The 25,057-nt window shown below is 42.3% G+C and carries 20 protein-coding genes; 9 read left to right on the top strand and 11 right to left on the bottom strand.

Features of this window, described 5'->3' with window-relative positions; translation table 11 throughout:
• The first annotated feature begins 222 nt into the window (after window positions 1-222).
• The 4 genes from HFD85_RS05055 to HFD85_RS05040 are packed head-to-tail and all read left to right on the top strand — an operon-like array spanning window position 223 to window position 6,409.
• Window positions 223-2,895, top strand: coding sequence for a carboxypeptidase-like regulatory domain-containing protein (locus HFD85_RS05055; RefSeq protein WP_167605648.1), 2,673 nt, complete (start codon window positions 223-225; stop codon window positions 2,893-2,895).
• A 1-nt stretch (window position 2,896) separates the two neighbouring features.
• Window positions 2,897-3,979: a DUF4249 domain-containing protein gene (locus tag HFD85_RS05050; protein ID WP_167605646.1), complete on the top strand. Its 1,083-nt coding sequence runs from the start codon at window positions 2,897-2,899 to the stop codon at window positions 3,977-3,979.
• The gene (locus HFD85_RS05045) at window positions 3,972-5,621 is read left to right on the top strand and encodes a hypothetical protein (RefSeq protein ID WP_167605644.1); all 1,650 of its coding nucleotides are present in this window, start codon (window positions 3,972-3,974) and stop codon (window positions 5,619-5,621) included. Before HFD85_RS05050 ends, HFD85_RS05045 begins: the two co-directional genes overlap by 8 nt.
• Before the next feature lie 20 nt (window positions 5,622-5,641).
• A complete protein-coding gene (locus HFD85_RS05040; protein ID WP_167605642.1) occupies window positions 5,642-6,409 on the top strand; it encodes a hypothetical protein in 768 nt (255 codons plus the stop codon).
• 24 nt (window positions 6,410-6,433) lie between these two features.
• Here HFD85_RS05040 and HFD85_RS05035 read toward each other — a convergent pair whose 3' ends face one another.
• Window positions 6,434-7,540, bottom strand: coding sequence for a glycoside hydrolase family 26 protein (locus tag HFD85_RS05035; protein WP_167605640.1), 1,107 nt, complete (start codon window positions 7,538-7,540; stop codon window positions 6,434-6,436).
• A gap of 221 nt (window positions 7,541-7,761) precedes the next feature.
• Here HFD85_RS05035 and HFD85_RS05030 point away from each other — a divergent pair, with 221 nt between their 5' ends.
• Both HFD85_RS05030 and HFD85_RS05025 read left to right on the top strand, forming a co-directional pair.
• Entirely contained in the window at window positions 7,762-9,225 is a 1,464-nt protein-coding gene (locus HFD85_RS05030) for a cellulase family glycosylhydrolase (RefSeq protein ID WP_167605638.1), read from the top strand.
• Between the two features lie 53 nt (window positions 9,226-9,278).
• On the top strand, window positions 9,279-12,110 hold the full coding sequence (locus HFD85_RS05025) for a TIM-barrel domain-containing protein (RefSeq protein WP_206081861.1): 2,832 nt from the start codon (window positions 9,279-9,281) through the stop codon (window positions 12,108-12,110).
• Window positions 12,111-12,729: 619 nt separating this feature from the next.
• On the opposite strand, the gene lnt is transcribed toward HFD85_RS05025, so the two are convergent.
• Window positions 12,730-14,346 (bottom strand): apolipoprotein N-acyltransferase, encoded by a 1,617-nt coding sequence (lnt, locus tag HFD85_RS05020; RefSeq protein ID WP_167605636.1) that lies wholly within the window; start codon window positions 14,344-14,346, stop codon window positions 12,730-12,732.
• Between the two features lie 242 nt (window positions 14,347-14,588).
• On the opposite strand from lnt, the gene HFD85_RS05015 reads away from it, so the two are divergent.
• Both HFD85_RS05015 and HFD85_RS05010 read left to right on the top strand, forming a co-directional pair.
• Entirely contained in the window at window positions 14,589-15,647 is a 1,059-nt protein-coding gene (locus HFD85_RS05015) for an N-acetylmuramoyl-L-alanine amidase family protein (RefSeq protein ID WP_167605634.1), read from the top strand.
• 94 nt (window positions 15,648-15,741) lie between these two features.
• Window positions 15,742-17,169: a sulfatase family protein gene (locus HFD85_RS05010; RefSeq protein WP_167605632.1), complete on the top strand. Its 1,428-nt coding sequence runs from the start codon at window positions 15,742-15,744 to the stop codon at window positions 17,167-17,169.
• A gap of 15 nt (window positions 17,170-17,184) precedes the next feature.
• Here the strand turns inward: HFD85_RS05010 and HFD85_RS05005 are convergent, their stop codons facing one another.
• Complete coding sequence (locus HFD85_RS05005) at window positions 17,185-19,146, bottom strand: ATP-binding protein (RefSeq protein WP_167605630.1); 1,962 nt, start codon at window positions 19,144-19,146, stop codon at window positions 17,185-17,187.
• A 130-nt stretch (window positions 19,147-19,276) separates the two neighbouring features.
• Between HFD85_RS05005 and HFD85_RS05000 the strand changes: the two genes are divergently transcribed.
• Window positions 19,277-19,654, top strand: coding sequence for a thiol-disulfide oxidoreductase DCC family protein (locus tag HFD85_RS05000; protein ID WP_167605628.1), 378 nt, complete (start codon window positions 19,277-19,279; stop codon window positions 19,652-19,654).
• Here the strand turns inward: HFD85_RS05000 and HFD85_RS04995 are convergent.
• The 8 genes from HFD85_RS04995 to HFD85_RS04960 all read right to left on the bottom strand — a co-directional run bounded on the left by HFD85_RS04995 (window position 19,641) and on the right by HFD85_RS04960 (window position 25,018).
• Window positions 19,641-20,183 (bottom strand): DUF4924 family protein, encoded by a 543-nt coding sequence (locus tag HFD85_RS04995; RefSeq protein ID WP_167605626.1) that lies wholly within the window; start codon window positions 20,181-20,183, stop codon window positions 19,641-19,643. The genes HFD85_RS05000 and HFD85_RS04995 overlap by 14 nt on opposite strands.
• A gap of 89 nt (window positions 20,184-20,272) precedes the next feature.
• A complete protein-coding gene (locus HFD85_RS04990) occupies window positions 20,273-20,656 on the bottom strand; it encodes an RNA-binding S4 domain-containing protein (protein ID WP_167605624.1) in 384 nt (127 codons plus the stop codon).
• Between the two features lie 5 nt (window positions 20,657-20,661).
• Window positions 20,662-21,225 (bottom strand): aminoacyl-tRNA hydrolase, encoded by a 564-nt coding sequence (gene pth / locus HFD85_RS04985; RefSeq protein ID WP_167605622.1) that lies wholly within the window; start codon window positions 21,223-21,225, stop codon window positions 20,662-20,664.
• 18 nt (window positions 21,226-21,243) lie between these two features.
• The gene (locus HFD85_RS04980; RefSeq protein ID WP_167605620.1) at window positions 21,244-21,876 is read right to left on the bottom strand and encodes a 50S ribosomal protein L25/general stress protein Ctc; all 633 of its coding nucleotides are present in this window, start codon (window positions 21,874-21,876) and stop codon (window positions 21,244-21,246) included.
• Between the two features lie 117 nt (window positions 21,877-21,993).
• Window positions 21,994-22,929: a ribose-phosphate pyrophosphokinase gene (locus HFD85_RS04975; protein WP_167605618.1), complete on the bottom strand. Its 936-nt coding sequence runs from the start codon at window positions 22,927-22,929 to the stop codon at window positions 21,994-21,996.
• 104 nt (window positions 22,930-23,033) lie between these two features.
• Window positions 23,034-23,630 carry a ribosome biogenesis GTP-binding protein YihA/YsxC gene (yihA, locus tag HFD85_RS04970; RefSeq protein WP_167605616.1) on the bottom strand — a complete coding sequence of 199 codons (597 nt, stop codon included), beginning with the start codon at window positions 23,628-23,630 and terminating at the stop codon, window positions 23,034-23,036.
• A gap of 44 nt (window positions 23,631-23,674) precedes the next feature.
• Window positions 23,675-24,658 carry a type I phosphomannose isomerase catalytic subunit gene (locus HFD85_RS04965; protein ID WP_167605614.1) on the bottom strand — a complete coding sequence of 328 codons (984 nt, stop codon included), beginning with the start codon at window positions 24,656-24,658 and terminating at the stop codon, window positions 23,675-23,677.
• Between the two features lie 60 nt (window positions 24,659-24,718).
• On the bottom strand, window positions 24,719-25,018 hold the full coding sequence (locus tag HFD85_RS04960) for a Dabb family protein (RefSeq protein WP_167605612.1): 300 nt from the start codon (window positions 25,016-25,018) through the stop codon (window positions 24,719-24,721).
• Window positions 25,019-25,057 lie beyond the last annotated feature (39 nt).

Genomic DNA, 25,057 nt, shown 5'->3' with positions numbered 1-25,057 from the left:
TCAACGCTGCCGAAAAGAACTGTAATTAAGCAACTTAAAATAATACATATTATTTTAAAATAATTTAGGGTGTTTTGAAGCATACCTGTTTTATATTGAAAGCTGGAAATACACTAAAAAATTATGTAATTTTAGAACGCTAATTTTGCAACCAACCGGACTTATCGCAATTAAGCAATGCAGAAAACACTATTAAGCCGATCTATTTTTTTCCTGTGCTTGATGTTGATCTTCACGAATACATTACCTGTTCAGGCCCAAAAGCTTGAAGCGATTAAAATATCGGGTAATTTCAGGAATGTTCCGCTCGAAAGTTTTTTGCAAACCCTTGAAAAAGATTATGGTGTTCAGGTATTTTACAAGAAATCATGGGTAGCCCCTTATACCATAAACACAACGTTTAACGAAAATCCTCTCCTTCGCGCATTGAATAGTATTTTTTTAACACACGACCTTACTTTCGAGGTATTTCAGAATAATGCCATTTTGGTTTATCCACGGCGTATGGATACCCGAACAACATTCGATGCGTCAGGGGGAATTTTGGTGATTGGCGATCCAATTAACCTGGGAAAATACAGAACCGGAACAATAACCGGGAAAGTAATCGACGGAAAAACCGGCGATCCACTTCCGGGAGCAGTAATCTACGAACCAAAACTTGAGAAGGGAGCCTCTACAAATTCGGAAGGTAAGTTTACCCTGGATCTTCCCAGCGGCGAACATATTCTAAAAATTTCGTACATGGGTTTTCAGGAGTATGAGCAAAAAATCAAGTTGATCGAATCCGGTGAGGCTGAGTTCGAACTTTTTGAAGAAACGCACAACCTGGAAGAAGTGATTGTTGTTGCGGATGAGTTTAACTCGTCGCGCACGCAAACCAGTCTGGTACAAATGACGTCGAAAGAAATAAAAAACCTGCCCTTACTGATGGGCGAGCGCGACGTTATAAAAAGTATTACCATGATGCCGGGGATCACTTCTGTTGGTGAACTTTCGTCGGGCTTTAACGTACGAGGCGGAAATTCGGACCAGAACCTGATTTTACTCGACGGTTCTCCTGTTTTCAACAGCACTCACCTCTTCGGATTTTTGTCGATGATTAATCCCGACCTTGTGGAAGACCTCCGTGTTTTTAAGGGCGGGCTGCCGGCACGCTATGGCGAACGTGTATCATCGGTTATGGAAGTAGACATAAAAAACGGCGACTCCGACATTTTGCGTGTTTATGGCGGAATTGGAACCATCAACTCGAGACTGGCGCTGGACGGACCGCTGACCAAAGATAAAAAACTGACCATTGCTGCCGGCGGAAGATTGTCGTATTCCGATTGGCTGCTCGACCTGGTGCCCGATCCTGTTGTTTCGGAAAGTACCACCAATTTTTACGATGCCAGCGGAAAGTTGATGTACCGTTTCGACAAACACAACTCGCTGCGTTTAATGGGCTATATCAGCAACGACGAGTTCAGTACAAGTTCACAATCGGTTAATGAATATGGCAATCTGCTGCTCAATTTACAATCGCGTAACAAATTCACTGAAAATCTGTTTGGCGAGTTGAACCTGTCGCACAGTGATTACCATTTCAGACTAACCGATCTGGCCGATGGAAAAGATTATGAAGCTTATTACCTGGATAACAACATCCGGTACGATGCTGCAAAATATAACCTGATCTGGCATCCGCACCCGTTGCACAATACACAAACCGGCTTTAACCTGATCAGGTATGAAAACGAACCCGGTGAAATTTCGGCTTATTCCGATACAACCATTGTGGTTCCTCAAAAAATAAACCCGGAAAAAGCATTTGAAGGTGCTGTTTATGCCAGCGATGAGTTTGATATCACTCCGGGATTAACACTGAATGCCGGATTACGCTATAGTTTGTTTGCCTTACGAGGGCCATCGACCGTTTTAATTTATGACGAGAACCACCCCAAAAGCCCGGAAACAGTGATCGACACCAGGGAGTTCGGCAAAAACGAAACGGTAAAATCATACGGTGGTCTGGAACCTCGCATCTCAATGAATTATGATGCCGAAAATGGTTATTCGTTTAAACTGAGTTACCAGCGAACCCGACAGTATGTGAATCAAATTAGCAACAGCGCTGTAATTTCGCCGGCAGAAATCTGGAAAACCAGCGATTATCACCTGGAGCCTCTGATTAACGATCAGATAACCGTAGGGCTTACCAATAATATGCTTTTTACCGGCATCGATTTTACTGTTGAAGCGTATTACAAGCAATTGCAAAACCTGATAGAATACAAAAACGGCGCTCAAATTATTATGAACGAGCACCTGGAAACCGACCTCATTCCGGCTGATGGTTATTCCTATGGACTGGAATTGTCACTCAACAAAAAAGAAGGAAGATTGACAGGCTGGCTGAACTACACTTATTCGCGTACCATGCGGGAAACTACGGGTGAATTCGACGAAGAACAGATTAATAAGGGCGATTATTACCCCTCGATATACGATAAACCACACGACCTTTCAGCTGTTGCAACTTACAATATCAGCCGCAGATGGAGGGTATCGGGTAACTTCGTTTTTATTTCGGGAAGGCCGGTTACTTTGCCTGAGATGACTTACCAGTACGCCGGTGAAACGCTGGTTTATTATTCCGACAGAAATAAATACCGAATGGAACCTTATCATCGTCTGGACATTTCGCTTACTTTCGATGAAAACCTGAGAAGAAAGCGAATGTGGAAAGGCAGCTGGACCTTATCGGTTTACAATGTTTATGGTCGAAATAATCCGTATTCGGTGTATTACCGTAAAGCATCACCGGGTTCGGGCTCTCGAGGTAATGGATTGTATAAAATGTCGATTATCGGAGTTCCGGTTCCATCATTAACCTACAATTTTAAGTTCTGATATGAAGCAAGGTTTATACATATTGATTCTTATCCTGACTTTTGTAGCCTGCGAGGAGATCTACAATCCAAAGATAGATGAAGTAGATGACATGCTGGTGGTTGAGGCCATTCTTCGGGTTGATCAGCAATTCAACAGCATTAAACTATACCGATCAAGGGGCTTTAATGCTACCGACGAATCGTATCCCAGGGTTAGCGGAGCAACTGTTTTCCTCACTGACGACGAGGGAGGCACATTGAATTTTGCCGAATCAACTGCGGGAATATATATCACGAATGAACTTCTCAATCCTAACCGTATTTACACGCTGCATATCAATCTCGATGGCAAACAATACATATCCGAAGCTCAGGAAGTTCCGATAACTCCTGTTATCGATACAGTATATGGAGAAAGGGATTACAGAGTTTCTGTCAGGGGCGCTGCCAACACTGCTGATGACATTGTAAAAGAATACGGTATTCAAATCCTTGCAGATATTAATGATCAGGAAACCTTAAACCACTATCGCTTTTACGGCAGAAAAGTCATTCAATACATGGATACTTACGATACTGTGATTATGGGTATGCCTGAAACCCGTCCTATATACATTTGGCGTTCGGTTTATCCGAGCGGTATCTTTAACATTGCCGGTCCGCCTTCCTACAGTGCAAGCCGCGATATCTCAAAACATCCGCTGGAGTTTTTTGAGGATGACTATTTCAAATACATGCCTGATACCTTGTCTTTCATGGGCTGGATCTATCTTATTGATGAATTTGGCATTAACGAAAATTCCTATAACTATTATAATGACCTTAACCAGCAACTTGGAACTGAAGGAAGAATATTTGATCCGGTTTACGTGCAGTTACAAGGCAACATGTATTGCGACAGCGATCCGTCGAAGCTAGTACTCGGCAATTTTGAGATCACAACCCGGTCAGAGTACCGTTACTTTCTGTATTATACCAGAAAACGGGAAGAATTCTGGCTACGAAAAATTCCTTATTTCTATGATATTCCCGAAAGAGGTTATATAAAAGATGATCGCCCTGATTTCTGGGAACAAATATCCAGAACCTATCCTGATGAATAAAAAATATTCAGCCATATTACTCTTGTTCGTGTTCGTAATGGGACTAACCACCACTGCACAGGAAAAGGTATTTTTAATTCCCGACCGTACTTCATGCGTCAGCGGCGACACCGTTTGGTTCACCACAGCGGTTTTCGATGGTACACGTGAAAACGTAGCGGGAAATGTGGTTCATGTTCAACTTGATAAACTGGATGGCAAACATATCACACGCGTAAACATTGTATCAAACGAAATTACCGGCCGCGGTTTTCTGCCCGTTCCCGATTCGCTTTCAAGCGGCACCTACGTTTTAAAAGCGTTTACCAATGTACAAATGGCACAAACATCTGCTGTGGTTCATCAACGCCTTTTAACGGTATATAACCGCTTCGACACTGAAATCAGTAGTTTAAACTACCCCGAATTTTCATTGCAAAATTTCGATCAGTTAAACGAGATTCGAATCGTAAAGAACAAGGGAGTGGAAGGATCAAAGCCTGTGAGTTTCACCATCAACATTCCTGAAGAAATTCAGAACGAAGCAGAAGAAATGATCGTTACTGCCCGCTTGGCCGACGTCAACTCGGAAGCTTTCAGTACGGGTTGGGTAAGTGCTCCACTTGTTCAAAAAGAAGCAGCATATATGCCCTTTCGCGAAAAGAATGGTTTGCTGATAAAGGGTAAAATATTTTCGAATCAGGATGGAAAAGAAGTTCAGGGGGCAAAGATAATACTAAGCATATCGGATACTCTACCCTACTTCGATTATTGCATTTCCGACAGTCTTGGTCGTTTTTATTTCTACCTGCGGAATGCCTACGGAATTGGCGACCTCATCGTTCAGGAATTAACAGAAACGCCTGGCTTGAACAGCATTGAATTCTATGAAAACTACATTGAGACACCGGCTTTTGTTACTTCTCAAAAATTCATGAATAACGAAGAACGAAGCTATGCAGAAGACCTTATAAAAGCGGCTTATTTCGACAGATTTTTCAAAACTTACAACAAGATCAGTACCGATACGTTTTCGATAAGTACCGAATTTTCTTATCCGTTTTACGGGAAGCCAACTGCTTCATTTTACCCTGAAGAATTTATCGATCTACCCGATTTCCAGGAAATTTCGCGCGAAATTCTGCGTGGTGTTCAGTACCGTGAACGAAAAGATGAAGTGACCATCCGTTTGTTCGACCACGGCACCGATAATATTTTCAATGACGAACCTTTTAAACTACTGGATGGCGTTCCGGTGTTCGATCCTAAAATATTTTCCGACATGGGAACTAGCAGAATAAAAAAGGTTGATGCGGTTTTCTATAAACAGTATTTTGGTGACCTTGGCTTTAGCGGAGTACTGGCAGTTTATACTCACCAGCCATCGACGACCTGGGTGGAGAACATTGAAGGAGTCAACCTGATACGCTACCAGTGTTTGCAGCCTGAATCAAAATGGAATTTCAAGAACACTTCTTGGAGAAGAACAAATACTCCTGATTTCAAAAAGGTTTTCTTCCGGAAAACATGGACAGAAGTAAGCTCTTCGGAAACAATAAATTTCGATACTTCGGATATACAGGGAGATATTGTAGTTGACGTAATTGTAATAAGCAAACAACAAAATATTTTACAACACCACAAGGTTTTCGAAAACCGGTAAGCGATAAAGGCAAAAATAAAATGATGTACACAAAAACATACGCTAAATCAGTAATGGCATTTAATACAAAATGCGTTCTGGCTTTTGTTTTGTTTATGCTGCTGGTGTCGGTTTCCTGGGCACAGAAAAACAAATTTTCGCCTGAGATAAAACTAACAACGGCTTCGAATACCACGAATTACAAAATCCCCGGCAAACAATTCTATCCGATTTATATACCAAGAGGTTCACAGTTTTATGATGACAATTGGGAAACAGGTTCGGTAGTTCTCATAAACGGAGATGTTTACACCAACCTTCATCTTAAATACAATACTGTAGACGATGAATTGATCTATTTAAATACAAACAACAGACGCGCCATTACAATTGATAAAGATGCGGTATCAGAATTTGTATTTGATAAAAGAGTAAAAGCATCGCAACGCTTTAAGAAAATGGAGTTCGACCGAATACCAAAAGGCGATCATTATTTTGAAATGCTGTACGAAGGTAGGCTTCAACTTGTAATATTTAACCGGACGATGGAGGAAAAAACCTCGCCATATAAGGACCGTAATGGTTTATTGCAGGTTTCGGATTTTGTACTGCGTCGGAATTATTATATCTGCTTTCCCGATATGCATTTTGAAAAGGTTAAGCTTAAACGGGGTTCCTTACTTGCGCTTTTCCCCGATAAAAAGAAAGAACTCAGGAAATTGCTCCGCAAAGACAAAAACAGCTTCAGAACCAATGAAGAAGCCATCCGGGCCACACAACTGATAGAGACCAATTTTTTCCTGGAATAGACTTCCTGAATTCAGTTTTTTAAATCACTTACTTTTGTACAGATTTAGCTTGCTTACTTCTTTCTGAAATACGGTCTTCGGATCGTTGTAAAATTTCACAAAGTCTGTAGCATCAGGGCTGTTTTTGTAAGGTCCAAATGCACCGTGATCAGCACGTTTCCAAGGATTTCGCCAAACAAGCACATACGACAAATCGAAGGGTTTGACAGCTTCGAGCAAAGTTTTTGTCCACCACTCAGGATTTTCGGAAAGCGATGCACCCGTTTCACTCATGGTTGCCACTTTATTTCTGTTTTTAGCCAAGTCGGTTACAATGGTCGCGCAGGTTCTTAATGCCTCAGGATAATCGGGGCCACGGTCGTAAAGATCAAAGGCCAGAATATCGACAATATCGTCTCCGGGATAGCGCTCCAGGTACTCATCAACTGTTTTAACACGATCAGTCGAATACGAATACAAAAGATGGTGTATATTCTTTTCGTTTTGAAGATAACCTACCGTAAACCGCCACAGTGCTTTGTATTCGACCGGAGTACAGAGATTCTTTCCCCACCAGAACCAACTTCCGGTGTGCTCATGATAAGGTCTGAAAAGAACCGGAATGTATGTTCCATCCTCCGTTTTTAGTCCTTCCAGAAAAGTTGCCAGTCGGTCGAGATACGTGCAAAACAACTCGTGTTTTTCGCCTCCCGGCAAAATAGATTTAACCGCTTGTTTTGATGATGTATCCCAGGCTGTGCCGCCGGTATAAGGATTTCGCAAATGCCAGCTTATGGTATTTACGCCACCTCTGTCGTATACTTTTTTTATCCACTTTTGAATTTTATCGAAATATACAGAATCAAGACTGTAAGCGTCACCCAGTTCAATGTGACCAAGCTCCCAACCATAAACCGCCGGATAATCACCACAAACCTCCTTCACATCCGAGCGGCCTTCTTCAAACACCCAGGTGTGCCCGTAAGCCAGATCATCCTGATGTCCAAACATCAGTTTTTCGTGTTGCAGTTGCATCAGGTTACGGTACAGATTGATTGTTTCAGTTGTGGCCTTTGAGTCGGTAGGCATACTCTTTTGAGCCCATGTAATGTTGGCAAGAAACAACAGTGATAGAATCGACAAAAGTTTCATTCGAACAGATTTGAATCGTTTAGCATGATTTTAGCAGAAGTAAAGTTAAGCATTAAAATTTATCTCTACCGTTCGTATTATTTTAGAAAAAGGAAACTATAGTTGCCTAAAACGAACAGCATTTCAATACTTTTCATCCTGTTGCAGGAAAGTTATTGTCGTTTTCACAATATAGATTATATTTGTACTTCACATCTAACTCTAACGAATAAATTATTAAAATGAAATCGGCTACCTACGTTCTTCTGTTTTTTGTGCTGGCCGCTCTTGGTTTAGCATGCAGCAAATCAGAAAATCCGGAAGACAAACCACTAATTCCAAATGAATTATCGGCTATCCCTGTTTCACTCAGTTTCACTGCCGATGGTGGCACCCAAAATATTTCGATTACATCAAACACCGCATGGACCATTAGTAGCAATGAACCGTGGTGTACTGCATCGCGGCAAAGTTCACATTCCAATGCAACCATTACCATTTCGGCAAAAGCCAGCTATAAAGAGAGTGAGCGCTCTGCAACTGTTACCATTAGTGGTTTAGAGGTCGATCCTGTCAGCATTTCCGTTTCACAGGATGCTTTCCAGCCGGCGATTGCCAGCTATATTGAACCCGACGCCAGCGGAATGGAGAGCGATGCAAAAACACTGGCTGCAAAAATCCACCTGGGCTGGAACCTGGTGAATACATTGGAAGCCATTGGCGGAGAAACAGCCTGGGGAAACCCCAAAACAACCAACGATCTGATCGCAGCGGTGAAAGCTTCAGGATTCAACGCGGTTCGAATTCCCTGTTCGTGGGATCAGTACCTCATCGACCAAGAAGATTACCGAATAAAGGAAAGTTGGCTCCAACGGGTAAAGGAAGTTGTTGATTATTGCGTGAATAACGAGATGTACGCCATTCTGAACATTCACTGGGACGGCGGCTGGCTCGAAAATAATTGCACACCGGCCAAACAGGAAGAATTAGCGGCCAAACAAGCGATTATCTGGAAACAAATTGCCGTGTATTTCCGCGATTACGATGAGCACCTTTTGTTTGCAGGTGCCAACGAACCAAATGCCGAAGACCAGCAACAGGCCAATGTTTTAAAGGTTTATCTGCAAACTTTTATAGATGTGGTGCGGGCAACCGGTGGACGGAATGCATACCGGAACCTCATCGTACAGGCACCGTATACCAATATCGACAAGTCCGTTTCGCTTCAGTTTATGCCAACCGACCAAGTAGCAAACAGGCTGTTTGCCGAAGTTCACTACTATTCTCCCTATCAGTTTTGCCTGATGGATGAAGATGCTGACTGGGGAAAAATGTTTTATTTCTGGGGGGCTCCCTATCATGTTGCCGACGCACCCGACCGTTATCCAAACTGGGATTGTGAAGAAAATTACCTCGCCGCGCAGTTCCTAAAAGCGAAAACCAAGTTTGTGAATGTCGGCATCCCTGTTATTTTGGGTGAATTCGGGGCGATGCACCGTCATTTGGGCAACCAGGAATGGCAACAAAAACACGACGAATCGAGGGCTTACTTTTATGAAACAATTGCCCGCGAATCGAAAAATAAAGGCATTATACCATTTTGTTGGGATAATTCAATATTCGACCGCACCAACAACATGGTGCGAGATTCGCTTTCGTACAAAGGCTTGCTAAAAGGAGCTGAAGAAGGGAACTATCCATTCTAAGAAATTATAAGACGGACAGATTTTGAGACAATAACAAGTAAATAAATATACCGATGAAACAATTTTTAATCGTACTGCTTATCGCACTCTTTAGTTTTTCGTGTTCGCAGCAAAACTGGGAATCGAGTGAAAACGGAGTGATCGTATATCCAACAAAAGCTAACACTGTAAAAGCGATCCTAATCGCTCCGGTTGATGAAGAGATCATAAAAGTTTCGGCAAGTGCCACCAAAACGTTTAGCGACGAAGAAAGCCTGGTTGTTCAGTCTGAAATAAAAACAGTTGAATTCGACGTAAAAGACGACGGCGATTTTCTGTTGGTATCAACTTCAAAAACAACAGTAAAAGTATCGAAACTAAGTGGCGAAGTTCAATTCTACGACGAAGCAGGAAACCTTTACCTGCAGGAAAAAGCCAATGGTGGTAAAAACCTCGAACCAATTGAAGTTGACGGTGTAAAAGCCTACAGTATGCAACAGGTTTTCGAGTCGTCGGATAACGAGGCGCTTTACGGTTTGGGACAACACCAGGCCGACGAAATGAACTACAAAGGCAAGAACGAGGAACTGTTTCAATACAATACCAAGGTTTCTATTCCTTTTATCATTTCAACAAAAAACTATGGTTTGTTGTGGGACAACTATTCGCTATCGAGATTTGGTGATCCGCGTCCCTATGGTCAAATGGATCAATTCAAACTTTATAACAAGGACGGCGAAGCAAACAGCCTGACAGCAACTTATATTGACAATACTGAAACTGACCATGTTTTTACGGTCAGGAACGAATCGACCATCGATTACGAAAACCTGGAAACTGTTGAGAATTTCCCTGAAGGTTTCGATTTCAACAATGCCAAAATAACCTGGGAAGGACAGATTGAAGCCCCTGAAAGTGGCTTGTATCACTTCTTGCTGTATTACGCCGGTTATACAAAAATCTGGATCGACGGGCAGTTAATGGCCGACAAATGGCGGACTGCATGGAATCCATCAGTAGCCAAATTCCAGGTTGAAATGGAGCCCGGAACAAAACACGACCTGAAGCTGGAATGGTTTCCTGACGGCGGTATTTCGTACATCGGATTAAAAGCACTGTCTCCTGTACCGGCCGAACAGCAGGATGACATTTCGTTTTACTCTGAAATGGGCAACCAGATCAACTACTATTTCATGAAAGGTGAATCGATGGACGATGTGATTTCGCGCTACCGCCACCTTACAGGAAAAGCGCAGGTGATGCCGAAATGGGCCATGGGTTTCTGGCAAAGTCGCGAACGCTACAAAACACAGGATGAGTTGGAAAATACCCTGAAAGAATTTAGGAAACGACACATCCCGATCGACAATATTGTGCAAGACTGGTCGTACTGGCCGGTTACCGAATGGGGAAGTCACGATTTTGATGCCGCACGATTCCCCAATCCGGAAGGAATGATTGACATGGTGCATGAAAACAATGCCCGTATCCTGATTTCGGTGTGGCCCAAATTTTACCTTGGAACAGAACATTACAAAGAATTTGATGAGAACGGCTGGATGTACAAACAAGCCATCAACGACAGCATCAAAGACTGGATATGGCCGGGTTATATCGGTTCTTTTTACGATGCCTACAGCGCCGACGCTCGAAAACTGTTTTGGAAACAGATCAACGAAAAACTTTATTCGAAAGGTATTGATGCCTGGTGGCTCGATGCTACCGAACCCGATATTCTGTCGAATGCCAGTATAGAGTACCGCAAAAAACTGATGAACCCAACATCAATGGGGCCATCAACCCAATATTTCAATGCTTATGCTTTAATGAATGCCAAAGGTATTTACGAAGGCCAGCGTCAGGAAAATCCGGTTGACCGCGTATTTATCCTGACACGTTCGGGTTTTGCCGGCATGCAGCGTTACGGAACAACTACCTGGAGTGGCGACATTGGTACAACCTGGGAGGATATGAAAGCACAGATTTCGGCAGGGATCAACTTCTCGATGTCGGGTCTGCCCTACTGGACCATGGATATTGGCGGTTTCTGTGTTCAAAAGAAATTTGAACGTGCCGAGGAAGGCAGCGAAGACATGAAAGAATGGCGCGAATTGAATACCCGCTGGTACCAGTTCGGAACCTTTGCTCCGCTTTTCAGGGTACATGGTCAGTATCCTTACCGCGAAATCTGGAACATCGCTCCCGAAAGCCATCCGGCGTATAAATCGATGCTGTATTACAACAAACTGCGTTACCGTTTGATGCCTTATATCTACAGCCTTACGGGCGCTGTTTACCACGAAGATTACACCATCATGCGTGGCTTAGCCATGGATTTTTCTGCAGATAAAAATGTTTTGAATATTGGCGATCAGTTTATGTTTGGCTCGTCGTTGCTGGTTTGCCCGGTATACGAATATGAAGCGACCTCACGTGAAGTTTATTTCCCGGAAAGTACAGGTTGGTACAACCTTTATTCAGGCGAATTTATAGAAGGAGGTCAGCAACTCAATGTGGAAGCTCCTTACGAGCGGATGCCACTTTATGTGCGCGAAGGTTCCATTCTTCCTGCCGGTCCTGAAATTGAATACACCGATCAGAAGCGTGATGCGCCTATCGACATTTATGTATATACCGGAAAAGACGGAAGTTTTACCTTGTACGAAGACGAATCGACCAATTACAATTACGAGGAAGGAAAATTCAGCACCATTAAGTTTGAATACTCCGAAGATCAACACAAACTTACGATCACGGATCGTGAAGGTGGATTTGATGGAATGATCGAAAATCGAGTGTTCCGCATTCACAAGGTTTCAGGTGAAAATGCCATTCCATTCCTGTCGGACAAAGGCTTGGTTGAAACTGTAAAATACAATGGAAATAAAGTTGAACTTTATATTTAAGTTAGTTTAATTAGTTAGTTGTAGAACGGGAATCCGGATTATCTCCGATTCCCGTTTTTTATTCTAGTATTGGTCGATTTATTAAAGGTACACAGTTATATCAATACCGTTTGAACAGAATTTCCAAAACCTTAAATCTTAGCCAGGCGTCATAAAAGCACCATACTGAATTACTTAGGGATGGTTTAAAATCGTTCATCAATGGACGGCATTAGAAATAAGAATATAACATGCTGATTTCCTGACCTTTCAAACAATATTGGATCATAATGTTCATATTCGTAATTAAATATTTATACTCCAACAAAAAGGCCCGGTTTTAATAAACTAACCAACAATCTGTTACATTGTGGAAGCCTAGAATTAAGTGCTAAAATTTGCATATACCAATGCTTACAGCTACATTTGAATCAACAAGCAAGCGTTCTTTCAGATAGAAAAAAGATATTTTCCGCATTAATTAGATTGGTAAACTCAACAGAAAAAATTAAACCGAGAAAGCTCTTTATGGTTGTAAAAACAGGCCTTGTAGTCCGTCAGCTGACGGATGAGTCTTCGGACCGGTGGAAGTTTGATCAATCGGGCACTCAAATCCTGTTATACAGGGGTTTTACACAAATCAAATTGGTGCGGATTTTTTTTGCTCTTCCGTGAAATTTCGCACAATCAGCAGTAAAACAAGCATTACACTTACAAACAGTGCTACGCGGGCAATGTAATCGCCATATTGTGCATAAAAAGTGATCTTATCGTTTTTGTTGATGCTTCCTGAAATTGCTGTTTCTACCCACCATTCAGTAGCTTGTTCCACCTCGCCGCGTTGATTAATAAAACATGATGTACCAGTATTGGCAGTACGTGCGATGCTCCGTCGGGTTTCAATGGCTCGCAACTGCGAAAAAAGCAGGTGTTGCTTATACCCTCGTGAGTTTTTCCACCACCCGTCGTTGGTGATTACGAAAATAACTTCGGCACCGGCGTTTACATAATCCGTAAGATATTCTCCAAAAACCGATTCGAAACAGATCACAGGCGCCACTTTCACTCCGTTTTCACAAACAAAATTCGATGCTTCTTTTTGTCGGCCAAGGTTACCCGATGCACCACCCAGATCAAGAAACCAGTTCTTTAAAAACGGGAAGTATTTCAGAAAGGGTGCTTTTTCCACGCCTGCAACCAGCTTCGATTTATGATAGGTTTGCAGCTCTCCTTCCCTGGTCAGGTATAAAGCAGTGTTGTACCTGTCGTAAATTATCCCGTCCCTGTTTTGGGCAGTTATTGTAGCTTCATTCTTATTTTTATAAACATGAAAGGAGGAAACTCCAAAAACCAGCTCGGCCTTTTTGTATTGCCCTATGAATGCGCTTAATCGTGTTATAAATTCGTTGCTGCCGAAATTGGCCTCATTCCAGTAAGTGGGATTTTCAAAAACAGTCTCAGGCCCCAAAATAAAGTCTGTTTCATCGCTTGTAACTTCTGCTGCCAATGTCATAAAACGATTCAGTTTCTCCTCTTCGGCTGCCATATCAAAACTTTCGTTATAAGGATCAACATTGGGTTGAATAATTGTAATCTGAACCGGATCCGGCTTTTCTTCATAACTATTATACTGCCTATTCGAAATAAGTAAAGGCACGATCAGCGCTAACAAGAAAATGGTAGTTGTTGGAACGATGTGTAAGAAGGGTGTTTTTTGCTGGAGATGCTTAAAGATTCGAAATAGCATTAAATTCAATACTAACAGCCAAAGTGTTCCTCCGAATGTTCCGGTATATTCATACCACTGAATCAATTTGACATGGTCTGCAAGTACACTGCCCATTTGCAAACAGGGCCATTCTATATCCCAGTTAAACTGAATGTACTCGAACGAAATCCATAAGGCAATTAGCAACAAATACCCTAATCCTGGTGATAGTTTTCGACCTGCTAAATGGGCAATCCACCACACTCCTGCCATCAGAAAAGCATTGAAAACCATGGCTGAACCCACACCAACAATTGAAACTTTAGCCATCCACCACGAAGCCAGAACATTCCAGACCAGCGTGGCTAAAAAAACATGTTGCGGCAGCGAAATGGAAGGATACTGATCTTTTTTCCTTTTGAAAAAATCTTCAAGAAAAAGTAGTGGTACAAATGCAACGAAAAGTATCCATCCGGGAAAGCCGAGCCAGGGCAGACTTAACAGGATTCCGGAGGTGAAAGACAGTGATAAGCGATGTATTCGTTTCATTTGTTTGATCAAATATACAAATCGAAGTTTATATTTTGTGAAGGCTTTCAACTACCCTGTCAATCTTTGGAAGTGACAAGTCTGACAGCAGTTTCCAGCAGTTCCGATGCATTTGAGCCGATAAGCCAAGGCAAGTTATCAACAGTGTATGGCTGAAAGATTGTAGCGTGAACAAAAAAAACTTCTGGAAGTTACCTTTATTTTAGCAAGTGAGTCGTTATTATTAAATGAAATACAATTCGATGTTCGTTTCAAACTTACATATAAAATCACGCTTTCAGATTATTTTATTCCTGGTTCTTATTACGGCCTTTCTACCGATCATTACTTCAGCACAAACAAAAGAAGTGGTGGCCAAAAAAGGTGACGGAATCTACAGTTTATTAAAACGTTACGGCTATTCGGTTACCGAAACCATGGAAGACTTTATTGCGCTAAACAAGGAGAACCTTGGCAAAAACAATACCTTGCTTGCCGGCGTAAAATACAAGCTTCCGGATGGTGAAACTGCTGTAAACGAAACGACAGCAGGGAAGACGGAAAAACCGGCTGAGGGAACAGGAAAGACAGTCCGTTACGAGATTTTTGGAAAGGAAAAGGCCGATGTTCCAATCGAAAGTAACACACTCAATGGAGCGATTTACTACCTGGTAGCCGGACACGGAGGCCCCGACCCGGGAGCCGTTGGAAAATACAACGGCCACACCGTGTGCGAAGATGAATATGCCTACGATGTAACTTTGCGACTTGCCCGAAACCTGATTATGGATGGAGCAACAGTTTACATTATCACCCGCGACCCGAATGACGGAATTCGTGAAGAAAACTATTTGAAAGTCGATCACGACGAGTATTGCTACCCGAAACAGACCATTCCGCTCAACCAGACTAAACGTCTCCGCCAACGCTCGGATGCCGTTAATGCATTGTATAAAAAGAACCGTGGGGCTTTTCAACGGATGATCGCTATTCATGTGGATTCGCGTTCACAGGGCGAGAATATCGACGTTTTCTTTTATCACGATAAACGTAGTGACACCGGCAAAAAGGCGGCAACTATTTTGAAAGATACATTCCAGAAGAAATACCAGGAACATCAACCCGGCCGTGGTTATGGGGGGACTGTTTCTGACCGGGGATTGTATGTGGTACGCAACACCTGGCCAGTGGCAGTTTATATCGAACTTGGTAATATGAACCACGAACGCGATATAAAACGACTGATCATTCCCACCAACCGGCAAGCGGTTGCCAACTGGCTGGCCGAAGGTTTAATTCAGGACTTTAAAACAAATAAATAAACCCGAATTTTCGTTTTTTAGTCCCCTTAATCCAACTCATTTTTTATTTGCAAAAAAAATGGTAATCTTGAATAGATAAACCTAAGCTTATAAAATGAGGTATTTCTATTTCGCTGTTGCACTTTCGATTCTATTTATCGGGTGCCGGGAAAAAGAGACTGCACGCCCAAACATCCTTTTTATTTTTGCTGACGACTTAAGTTACGAAGCCGTTCACTTTGCTGGTAACACTGAGGTGATCACTCCAAACCTCGACAAACTTGCCGAACAAGGGGTAACTTTCACACACACCTACAATATGGGTGGTTGGAACGGAGCAGTTTGTGTAGCCAGCCGGGCCATGTTAAATACCGGCCGTTACCTTTGGCGAGCAAAATCATCGCAGGCCAACTACGAGAATATGAAAAACGAGCGGCAGTTCTGGAGTTTGCAGCTACAGGCAGCCGGTTACGATACCTACATGACGGGCAAATGGCACGTGTCCATTTCAGCCGACAGTTTGTTTCAGCATGTGCGCGATATACGACCGGGAATGCCGGGTTCGATGCCCGAAGCCTACAACCGCCCTTTATCGCCTAATGATACCACCTGGCTGCCATGGCACACCAAATACGGAGGTTACTGGCAGGGAGGTAAACACTGGACCGAAGTGGTTGGCGACAATGCCATCGATTTTTTGAATCAGGCGAAAACGAGTGAACACCCGTTTTTTATGTACCTCGCTTTCAACGCTCCTCACGATCCCCGGCAATCGCCGAAAAAGTATGTTGAAATGTATCCGGTCGATGAAATTGCCATCCCGGAAAATTTCAAGGAACGGTATCCTTACAAAGACAGTATCGGTTGTGGCGAAGGACTGCGGGACGAACGCCTCGCTCCTTTTCCACGAACAACCTATTCAATTCAAACTCACCGTCAGGAATATTATGCCATCATCACACATTTGGATGATCAGATCGGGCGCATTTTAGCCTATTTAAAAGAAACCGGCCAGGACAAAAACACTTACATCCTGTTTAGTGCCGATCATGGTCTGGCTGTTGGCCATCACGGCTTGGTTGGCAAACAAAATATGTACGATCATAGTATGCGCGTTCCGCTAATTGTAGCCGGACCCGATATTCCTGAAAATGAAAAACGTGATATGCAGGTTTATCTTCAGGATATTATGGCCACAACATTTGATTTGGCAGGTATTGACAAGCCTGAATATGTAGAATTTAACAGCTTGATGCCCTTGATCAGCGAGGAGAAAACCGAAAGTTTTTATCCTGAGATTTATGGTGCCTACATCAACTTTCAACGCATGATCAGGACCGACCGGTACAAACTGATCGTGTACCCGCGGGTTCCGAAAATCCTGTTATTTGATCTGGAAAATGATCCGCTCGAAACCGTTGATTTATCCGATCAATCGGAATTCATTGATATAAAAATGCAACTTATTTCCCGGTTAAAAGATCAGCAAAAAATGATGGAGGATCCCCTGGATTTACACGCTTACTTTCCCGATTTATTTTAATTGAAAAAGTAAACTCTATTCTGCCATTGGAAGTGTGAAAGAGAAAACAGAGCCTTTACCAACAGTACTTTCGGCCCAGATCTCGCCGCCCTGAATTCCAACAAACTCTTTGCACAGTAGCAACCCAAGTCCACTACCCATCTCGTTGGCTGTACCGTTTGAAGATTTACTATTTCCTGTTTTAAACAGCTTCTCCAGTACTTCAGGTGATATTCCTATCCCAGTATCAGATACACTCACTTTGCAGAAGGACTTTCCATTCTGTTGAACAACTTCTGAATGCACACTTACTTTACCGCCCTGTTGTGTAAATTTTATGGCATTGGAAACCAAATTCCGAAGCACTGTATCTGTAAGTTGTTCATCAGCCATAACCACAATTCCTTCGGTAAGCTTATCTTCCAGCTGAATAGCTTTCAGACGGGCACTCGTTTCATAACGCTGTATAACAGCATCATACGTTGAATATAAATCAAATTTAGTTGGAACGGAATTCAAAGCTCCAGATTGAGAAAGCGCCCACTTCAACAGATTCTCCAGTAACACGTACAGCTGGTTCGATGAGGTTTGAACGCTTTTCAGCAGATCTCTTTTGGTTTTTTCATCGAGTTCATCCTGCTCTGCCAACAGAATATCGATCACTCCTTTTTGCCCGGCCAGGGGGCTACGCAAATCGTGCGCAATGATTGAGAAGAACTTATCTTTCGATGCGTTTAATTCTTTTAATTGCAGCTCTGATTCCTGCAACTGTTTTTCCCGCTCTTTGGCTTCGGTAATATCATAGGCATTAAAAATTATGCTGTCGTAACTTTTGTAACTTATTCTGGCAGAGAACCATTTTTCTTTTCCGTTAAGAACAATTGAGTATTCAACCACCTGCAGCTCTTTCGATTTTAAACAGTTTTTTATTGCCTGCATTATGTATTCCGTTTTCGACGGATCAAAAACATCGTGAATAAATTTGCCGATCAACTCTTCTTTAGGCAAAATAAGATCATCCTCGTTTATTGCTGCAATCTTCAGATATCTTCCATTCGAATCCAGTTCGATAATCAGGCTATCCAACGATGCAAAGATGGCTTTCAGCTCTTTCTCGTTTCTGCTGATTTTCGACAGGGCATTTACAAACAGCCAGATAAGAATACTGATAATTATCGCACTGAACAACAACACCATAAACATGGCCTTATCCTGATCGGCATACTTTCTCCATCCGGATGAAGGTGCAGCAGCCAGTATCCACTTACCGATCGGTAAATCAACTGAAATTTCTACCGGATTCTGATCAAAAATGGCAGGATCACCCCAAAATACATCTCCTTCGTAACCATCGCCGTTTACTCCCCGTAACGCATACTCAAATCCATTTTCTAATTTATTTAAACCCGCCTCGTTTAAGAGCTCATCGCGTTTGATCACAATATCAGTAACTCCCCAAAAACGCTCTTTTCCCGTCATCGTTTTGTCGAAGACCGGGGTATAGCTGATAAACGCGATACCACCTTCCACCAATTCAACAGGACCGGCAATAAAAGTTAAATGTGTTTCTATGGTTTTTTCTACTATTTTCTTACGCTCGGGATGTTCCAGCAAATTAAGGCCAATTGCTTCCTCATGGCCTTCTACAGGGTAAATGTCGGTAATGATACAGTCTTTCGACAGCGACATTGTACTAATTACCGTATCGTTTTTGATGTATTCTTTGGCCAGCTCTGCGAACTCATCCTGCGAAATTTCCGGATTTAACGAAACATAGGCAGCAACTCCGCGAGTATAAAAAATGCGTGAATACAAAGCTTTTTCCAGTTTCGACTTTTTCCCTGAGACAACATCGAATAATCCTGCCCTTATATCTTTCTCCCACAAACCCAGTTTGTATTTTGTAAAACCGGAAATGCCAGCAGCCAGTAAAACAAAAATTACTACTGATATAAGTGTTGGTTGAAGATAAATTTTATACTTTTTGGGAACTCTCATATGATCAATTTTACAAAACAGAACAGATGTAAATAAAACAAAAAAATACTTTGAACTTGTACACATTCATCATAATAAAGCTCTTTTTTCATTAAATTAAACTCTATGCTTTTCAATCTGTTTTTATACTGTGAATCAGAGATTACCAATCATATTGTTCGATGGCGTTTGCAACCTCTGCAACGCTGCCATTAATTTCATTCTGAAAAGGGATAAACGGAAGCAGTTCCGGTATATTTCGCTGCAATCGGATGAAGGCGTGAAACTTGTGAAAAGCTATCAAATTCCCGAAGAAACAGACTCCGTCATTCTAATACTGAATGAAACGGTTTACATTGAATCTGAAGCTGCCATTGAAATAGGGCGTCTGTTGCCCTGGCCATGGAAGTGGTCGTCAGGGTTCAGAATTATTCCTAAAAAATTACGCGACGGGATTTACCGCTGGATTGCACGAAACCGTTACCGTTGGTTCGGGAAACGCAATACCTGCAGGTTTATTCAAAACTAAGTTCGCCGGATTCAAAATCGCGGTACAACTTTGAAAGATCGCTAAGCCACTTGCTGATACGTTTAATAGCCTCGGTAGTATCAATCGAGATTTGTTTCTGCTGCATTTTCAATAACAGAAATCCATAAATCGCTGTGATTCCCAGATCGACCTCATTTTTTGCATCCGGATTTTTCTGCTTTAACTCAGTTATTAGGCCGGCAACAGTTTGAAAAGTTTGAACATACAACGGATCTTTTTTCGATTCCATCAACTTTAAATGAAAGTCGTCAAGATCATCGATCAGGTTCTTCAGGAATTGTAAATGGCCTTTCTCCCTGATCTGTTCGCGTTCCATCATCAACACCAGGTTGGTATACCAGTCGGTGATTTCTGCTTTTGTTTTATCATCAGCTTTGTAACTGCTCACAAGGCGCTGCTCAATTATATCCATATCGAGTTTGAAAGCCCTTATGAGGTCTTCTACCTGGTAAAGGTAAAGGATGTATTCAGCTATGTTCTCTTTTCGTTTTTGTTTTGCTATCAGCATACTATTGAGTTTAAAGTTTAGAGTTCAGAGTTTAAAGAAGAGTCATTAGGTAAAGAAAGCAATACTTCACCAAATCAGTCCCTCAGTTCTTACTCTCCCCAATCAAAAAAATCGTCCAGATCGCGTCGGTCTTTTTTGGTTGGCCGGCCGGTTCCTTTTGCACGTTCGCTCCAACGCATGTGTTTTTGCATCTCGATGATCTCAAGTTCTTCCGGCGGTGTTACATCCAGCAAAAAATCGGAAACCAGTTTAGCTCCCATCCGTTTTCCGGTCAGAGCAAGTACTTTAAAACTTCTTGTTATCGGCGCTTTTCGTACCTGAACGATTTCACCAACATGAATTTCGCGCGATGCCTTCGCCGGAAATTTATCGATGGTAACCTGTCCCTTTTTACAGGCTTCGGTGGCCTGACTGCGAGTTTTGAATATCCTCACAGCCCACAACCATTTGTCAATGCGAACACCTTCAGCCATAACGTTTATCTCTTGTTGTAAACGTTCATCGTTCTCTCAACACCAATCGTTCCGAAGCTTTTAATGATATCGATGCAATCATCAATTTTAAAAGGCAATTCCTTTTGTTCTTCTTTGTTCCATTCCCCAAGGACATAATCCACCTGGTAACCTTTATGGAAATCATCGCCAATGCCAAAACGTAAACGTGCGTAGTCGTTACGTCCAAGAACCTGGTTAATGTTTTCGAGCCCGTTATGACCACCGGCGCCTCCTTTTGCCCGAACACGCAAAGTTCCGAAAGATAAAGCGAGATCATCGACCAGAACCAGCAGGTTCTTAATGTCGATTTTTTCCTTATTCATCCAGTAATGAACTGCACGGCCACTAAGGTTCATGTACGTGGTTGGCTTTAGCAAAATAAAGGTTCTTGCCTTGAATTTCAACTCAGCCACAAAACCATATCGCTTATCGCTAAAACTAATATTGGACGCCTCAGCGAGAGCGTCCAATATTTGAAAGCCAATATTATGGCGAGTATTTTTGTATTCTGGTCCTATATTACCGAGACCGGCAATTAAGTACTTCACACAAATTGATTTTAAGATTTATTCTTCACCGCCTTCAGCAGCAACTTCTTCTCCTCCTTCTTCTTCATCATCATCCATGGCAACAGCAGCACCGGCAGCAGATCTTGCAGCCCTTGTGATGGCAACGCTAACTACTACGTTAGATTTTGGATCAAGGAATTCAACATTGTCAACGCTCAGGTTGGCAACTTTAATACTTTGTCCCAAACCTAATTTGGTTACATCGATGTTGATGGTATCAGGCAGGTCGGCAGCCAAAGCTTTTACTTTCAAACGACGCAAGTTGGTATTCAGTTTACCACCGGCTTTGATACCTTTAGCGTGTCCTGAAACTTTGATTGGCACTTCCATTTTAATTGGCTTATCATCACTGATTTTAAGAAAATCAACATGAAGTACTTGCTCATCAACCGGATGCCATTGGATATCCTGCATGATTGCTTTGTATGATTTTCCGCCTAATTCAAGGTCGATCAGGTATACATTTGGAGTATAGATCAACTGACGTAGTTCTGCAAAATCAACTGAAAAATGGATCGGTTCATCTCCACCGTACAATACTGCCGGAGCTTTTTCTTCGGCGCGTAATTTTTTAGCATCTTTTTTGCCAAGGGCAGTACGAATGTCCCCTTTAATTGTAAGTGATTGCATTTTAAATAATTTTTCGTTAATAATCATGGTACTCAGTCCTCCCCGATTTTCTCAGGGCCAACAGCATGCACATTATTAATGCCTCTGCTTATGGAAAAAGCGGTGCAAAAGTATAAATTATTTGTAATATAACGAACTTATTGACTGATTTTTATATACCCTTCTGATGGCCTCGGCAAAAGCGTCGGCAGTAGAGATATAACGGATCTTCGAACTTTCAGCACGCGACTTAATCGAATCAGTAAAATAAACCTCTTCCAGTTCTGATTTTTCGATGCGTTCAACTGCGGGTCCCGACAGCACTCCATGCGCAGCAAAAGCGCGTACACTGCGTGCTCCTTCTTTCTTCATCAGATTGGCTGCCTTGGTTATTGTACCGGCAGTGTCTATCATGTCATCAACAATAATCACATCTTTGCCTTTTACATCACCAATCACGGTCATGTTTCCAACTTCATTCGGACGAGCGCGGGTTTTGTGACAGATAACGATACCGGTTTCCAGCATTTTTGCATAGGTATTGGCACGCTTGGTTCCACCAACGTCAGGCGAAGCAATCACCACGTCTTTCAATCCCATTTTTTCGATAAACGGAACAAACAAAGTTGATGCATACAAATGATCTACAGGAACGTTGAAAAAGCCCTGAATCTGGTCGGCATGCAGGTCCATGGTTATCAGGCGGTCAATTCCGGCAGTCGATAACAGATCGGCAACCAGTTTGGCTCCGATCGAGACACGCGGTTTGTCTTTGCGGTCCTGACGGGCATAGCCAAAGTAAGGGATTACTGCAATAACTTTGTAGGCGCTCGCACGTTTGGCAGCATCAATCATTAACAGCAATTCCAAAAGGTTATCAGCCGGTGGTGGTGTCGACTGCACAATAAAAACATGCGAACCACGGATGGTTTCCTCGTAGCAAGGTTCAAACTCGCCATCGGCAAAAACCGGGCACGACGAATGTCCAAGATCGACATCCAGACTGTCGCAAATTTTTTCTGTTAAATACCTTGAATTTCTTCCTGTAAAAATTTTAAGCGGGTGAGTCTTCATTCGAATTTTCGTTAATCTGTACGATGTAGTTTTATGCTGCAAAGTTAAAACTTTGAATGATATCGTCTCTAAATTATCTTATAGAACGATTAAAAACAAACGTCCTATTGATTTTTATTTAGGTCGTCGATAAATGCAAGTATCTCATCCTTACCGGCTCCGGTTTCTGCCGACGAAATAAAATATCCGGGCATGGTTTCCCAGGTCTCGAACATTTTCTTTTCGTAAGCTTTCAGATTTTCTTCCAGCTCGACCGGCCGAAGCTTGTCGGTTTTTGTGAAAATGATACTAAAAGGGATTTCGCTGACACCCAACCATTCCATAAACTCCAGGTCGACTTGCTGCGCCGGATGTCTCGAATCGATGAGCACAAAAAGGCAATACAGGTTTTCGCGTTTCAGGATATAATTTTGCAGCATTTTCTCCCATTTCATGCGCTCAGCCTTGGGCACTTTGGCGTAACCGTAACCCGGTAAATCTACCAGGTACCATTCTTTGTTTATCAGAAAATGGTTCAGCAGACGTGTCTTTCCGGGTTTGCCCGATGTTTTAGCCAGCGACTTTTTATTGGTGAGCATATTTATCAACGATGATTTGCCCACGTTAGAGCGGCCAATAAAAGCATACTCCGGCTTGTTGGGGGCCGGGCACTTTTCTACTTCAGTATTGCTCATTAAAAACTGAGCTTCTTTTATCTCCATCAAAAATTGATTTGGTATGAATTCTGAAGTTAAGAAATTCTCAGCTACTTAATATAAACTTCCAGGATTTTTACCCTTTCGCTGCGTGGTTTTAATTGCACCGATTCCAGTGTGGCAGGTATCAGAATTGTGTCGCCCATTTCTGCAGTTTCGGTTCCGCCTTCGGTTTTAATATCGAAACTTCCTTCCAGGGTCATATATATTACAAACGAATCAACGGCATTGTAATCCTTATCCAACTCTTTATCAAATTCAATAATGTTGGTGGTGAAATAAGGACAGCTCACCAGTTCTTTTGTAACGTTGATTTCGGTTTTATAGCTGGTTTTGTATTCACTCGAATACGAAAAATCGATGGCATCGAGTGCCAGATCGGTGTGCAATTCGCGCTCGTTTCCCTTGTCATCTTTTCGGTTGTAATCGAAAATGCGATAGGTAACATCCGATGTTTGCTGAATTTCAGCTACCAGCGATCCTTTGCCGATGGCATGAACACGCCCCGCCGGGATAAAGAACACATCACCAACATTTGCCTCATCGTAATGCAACAGATCCGTCAGTTTACCGGCATTCAAATATTCAAGGTATTTTTCGCGGTTTACTTCCTGGTTAAATCCAGAGTTGATCAGAGCTCCTTCTTCGGCACCAGCCACATACCACATTTCGGTTTTACCATAGGCATTGTGGCGCTCTTTCGAGAGTTTATCATTCGGATGAACCTGAATTGAAAGATCGTCCTGTGCATCGATGAATTTTATCAGCAAAGGAAATTCGTTACCAAACTTTTCATAGACCTTCTCGCCTACCAGGTCGCCCATATAAATTTCAATCAGATCGTTCAGATCGTTTCCTTCGAGAAAACCATTGCTTACAACTGAAATATTGCCTTCAACACCCGATAGTTCCCAGCTTTCGCCGCAATTGGGCAGATCGCCGTAGTCTTTGTTTAAAATGGTGCGCATACGGTTGCCGCCCCAGATTTTTTCGTGAAATATCGGTCTGAATTTTATAGGATATAATCCGCTCATGATAAATTGCATTTTTAAATGTGACGACTTTTCAAACAGCCAATCAGCAAAAGAGTTTAATTAAAATTGAAAATCAACAGCAGCACGGTCTGCAACAATTTCACCGGCAAATTCAACCACTTTCATATGTTCGGGATGAACACGGTATGCATCGAGGTCCTCGATACTGTCGAAATGGGTAATTAAGGCCAGATCGAAACTTTTAGCGTTCAGTTCGTAATTTTCACCTACCTGGCAGTATTTCAACTCCTCGATTTTGTCTTTTAATCCCAGCAACATGTTTTTGAATTGTTCAAGAACTTGCTTTTTCTCGGCGTCGGGATATGTCTTCAACTTAAAAAGAACCACATGGTTGATCATTGCTGTCTATTTTTTGTAAATTGTGCTTTTAATGCTACG

It is taken from the genome of Maribellus sediminis (assembly GCF_011799805.1).
GTDB classification, from domain to species: Bacteria; Bacteroidota; Bacteroidia; order Bacteroidales; family Prolixibacteraceae; genus Draconibacterium; species Draconibacterium sediminis_A.
The sequence above is the reverse complement of the archived record's forward strand: the minus strand, read 5'-3'. Positions and strand labels throughout refer to the sequence as shown.

Coding starts and splice junctions, on each gene's coding strand:
- HFD85_RS05015 (WP_167605634.1), top strand. CDS start 14,589: ATGTTCGTTTCAAACTTACATATAAAATCACGCTTTCAGATTATTTTA.
- HFD85_RS05055 (WP_167605648.1), top strand. CDS start 223: ATGTTGATCTTCACGAATACATTACCTGTTCAGGCCCAAAAGCTTGAA.
- yihA (WP_167605616.1), bottom strand. CDS start 23,630: ATGGAGATAAAAGAAGCTCAGTTTTTAATGAGCAATACTGAAGTAGAA.
- HFD85_RS04975 (WP_167605618.1), bottom strand. CDS start 22,929: ATGAAGACTCACCCGCTTAAAATTTTTACAGGAAGAAATTCAAGGTAT.
- HFD85_RS04960 (WP_167605612.1), bottom strand. CDS start 25,018: ATGATCAACCATGTGGTTCTTTTTAAGTTGAAGACATATCCCGACGCC.
- HFD85_RS04990 (WP_167605624.1), bottom strand. CDS start 20,656: ATGGCTGAAGGTGTTCGCATTGACAAATGGTTGTGGGCTGTGAGGATA.
- HFD85_RS05030 (WP_167605638.1), top strand. CDS start 7,762: ATGAAATCGGCTACCTACGTTCTTCTGTTTTTTGTGCTGGCCGCTCTT.
- HFD85_RS04980 (WP_167605620.1), bottom strand. CDS start 21,876: ATGCAATCACTTACAATTAAAGGGGACATTCGTACTGCCCTTGGCAAA.
- HFD85_RS05040 (WP_167605642.1), top strand. CDS start 5,642: ATGATGTACACAAAAACATACGCTAAATCAGTAATGGCATTTAATACA.
- HFD85_RS04965 (WP_167605614.1), bottom strand. CDS start 24,658: ATGAGCGGATTATATCCTATAAAATTCAGACCGATATTTCACGAAAAA.
- HFD85_RS05035 (WP_167605640.1), bottom strand. CDS start 7,540: ATGAAACTTTTGTCGATTCTATCACTGTTGTTTCTTGCCAACATTACA.
- HFD85_RS04995 (WP_167605626.1), bottom strand. CDS start 20,183: ATGCTGATAGCAAAACAAAAACGAAAAGAGAACATAGCTGAATACATC.
- HFD85_RS05010 (WP_167605632.1), top strand. CDS start 15,742: ATGAGGTATTTCTATTTCGCTGTTGCACTTTCGATTCTATTTATCGGG.
- HFD85_RS05025 (WP_206081861.1), top strand. CDS start 9,279: ATGAAACAATTTTTAATCGTACTGCTTATCGCACTCTTTAGTTTTTCG.
- lnt (WP_167605636.1), bottom strand. CDS start 14,346: ATGAAACGAATACATCGCTTATCACTGTCTTTCACCTCCGGAATCCTG.
- HFD85_RS05005 (WP_167605630.1), bottom strand. CDS start 19,146: ATGAGAGTTCCCAAAAAGTATAAAATTTATCTTCAACCAACACTTATA.
- HFD85_RS05050 (WP_167605646.1), top strand. CDS start 2,897: ATGAAGCAAGGTTTATACATATTGATTCTTATCCTGACTTTTGTAGCC.
- HFD85_RS05045 (WP_167605644.1), top strand. CDS start 3,972: ATGAATAAAAAATATTCAGCCATATTACTCTTGTTCGTGTTCGTAATG.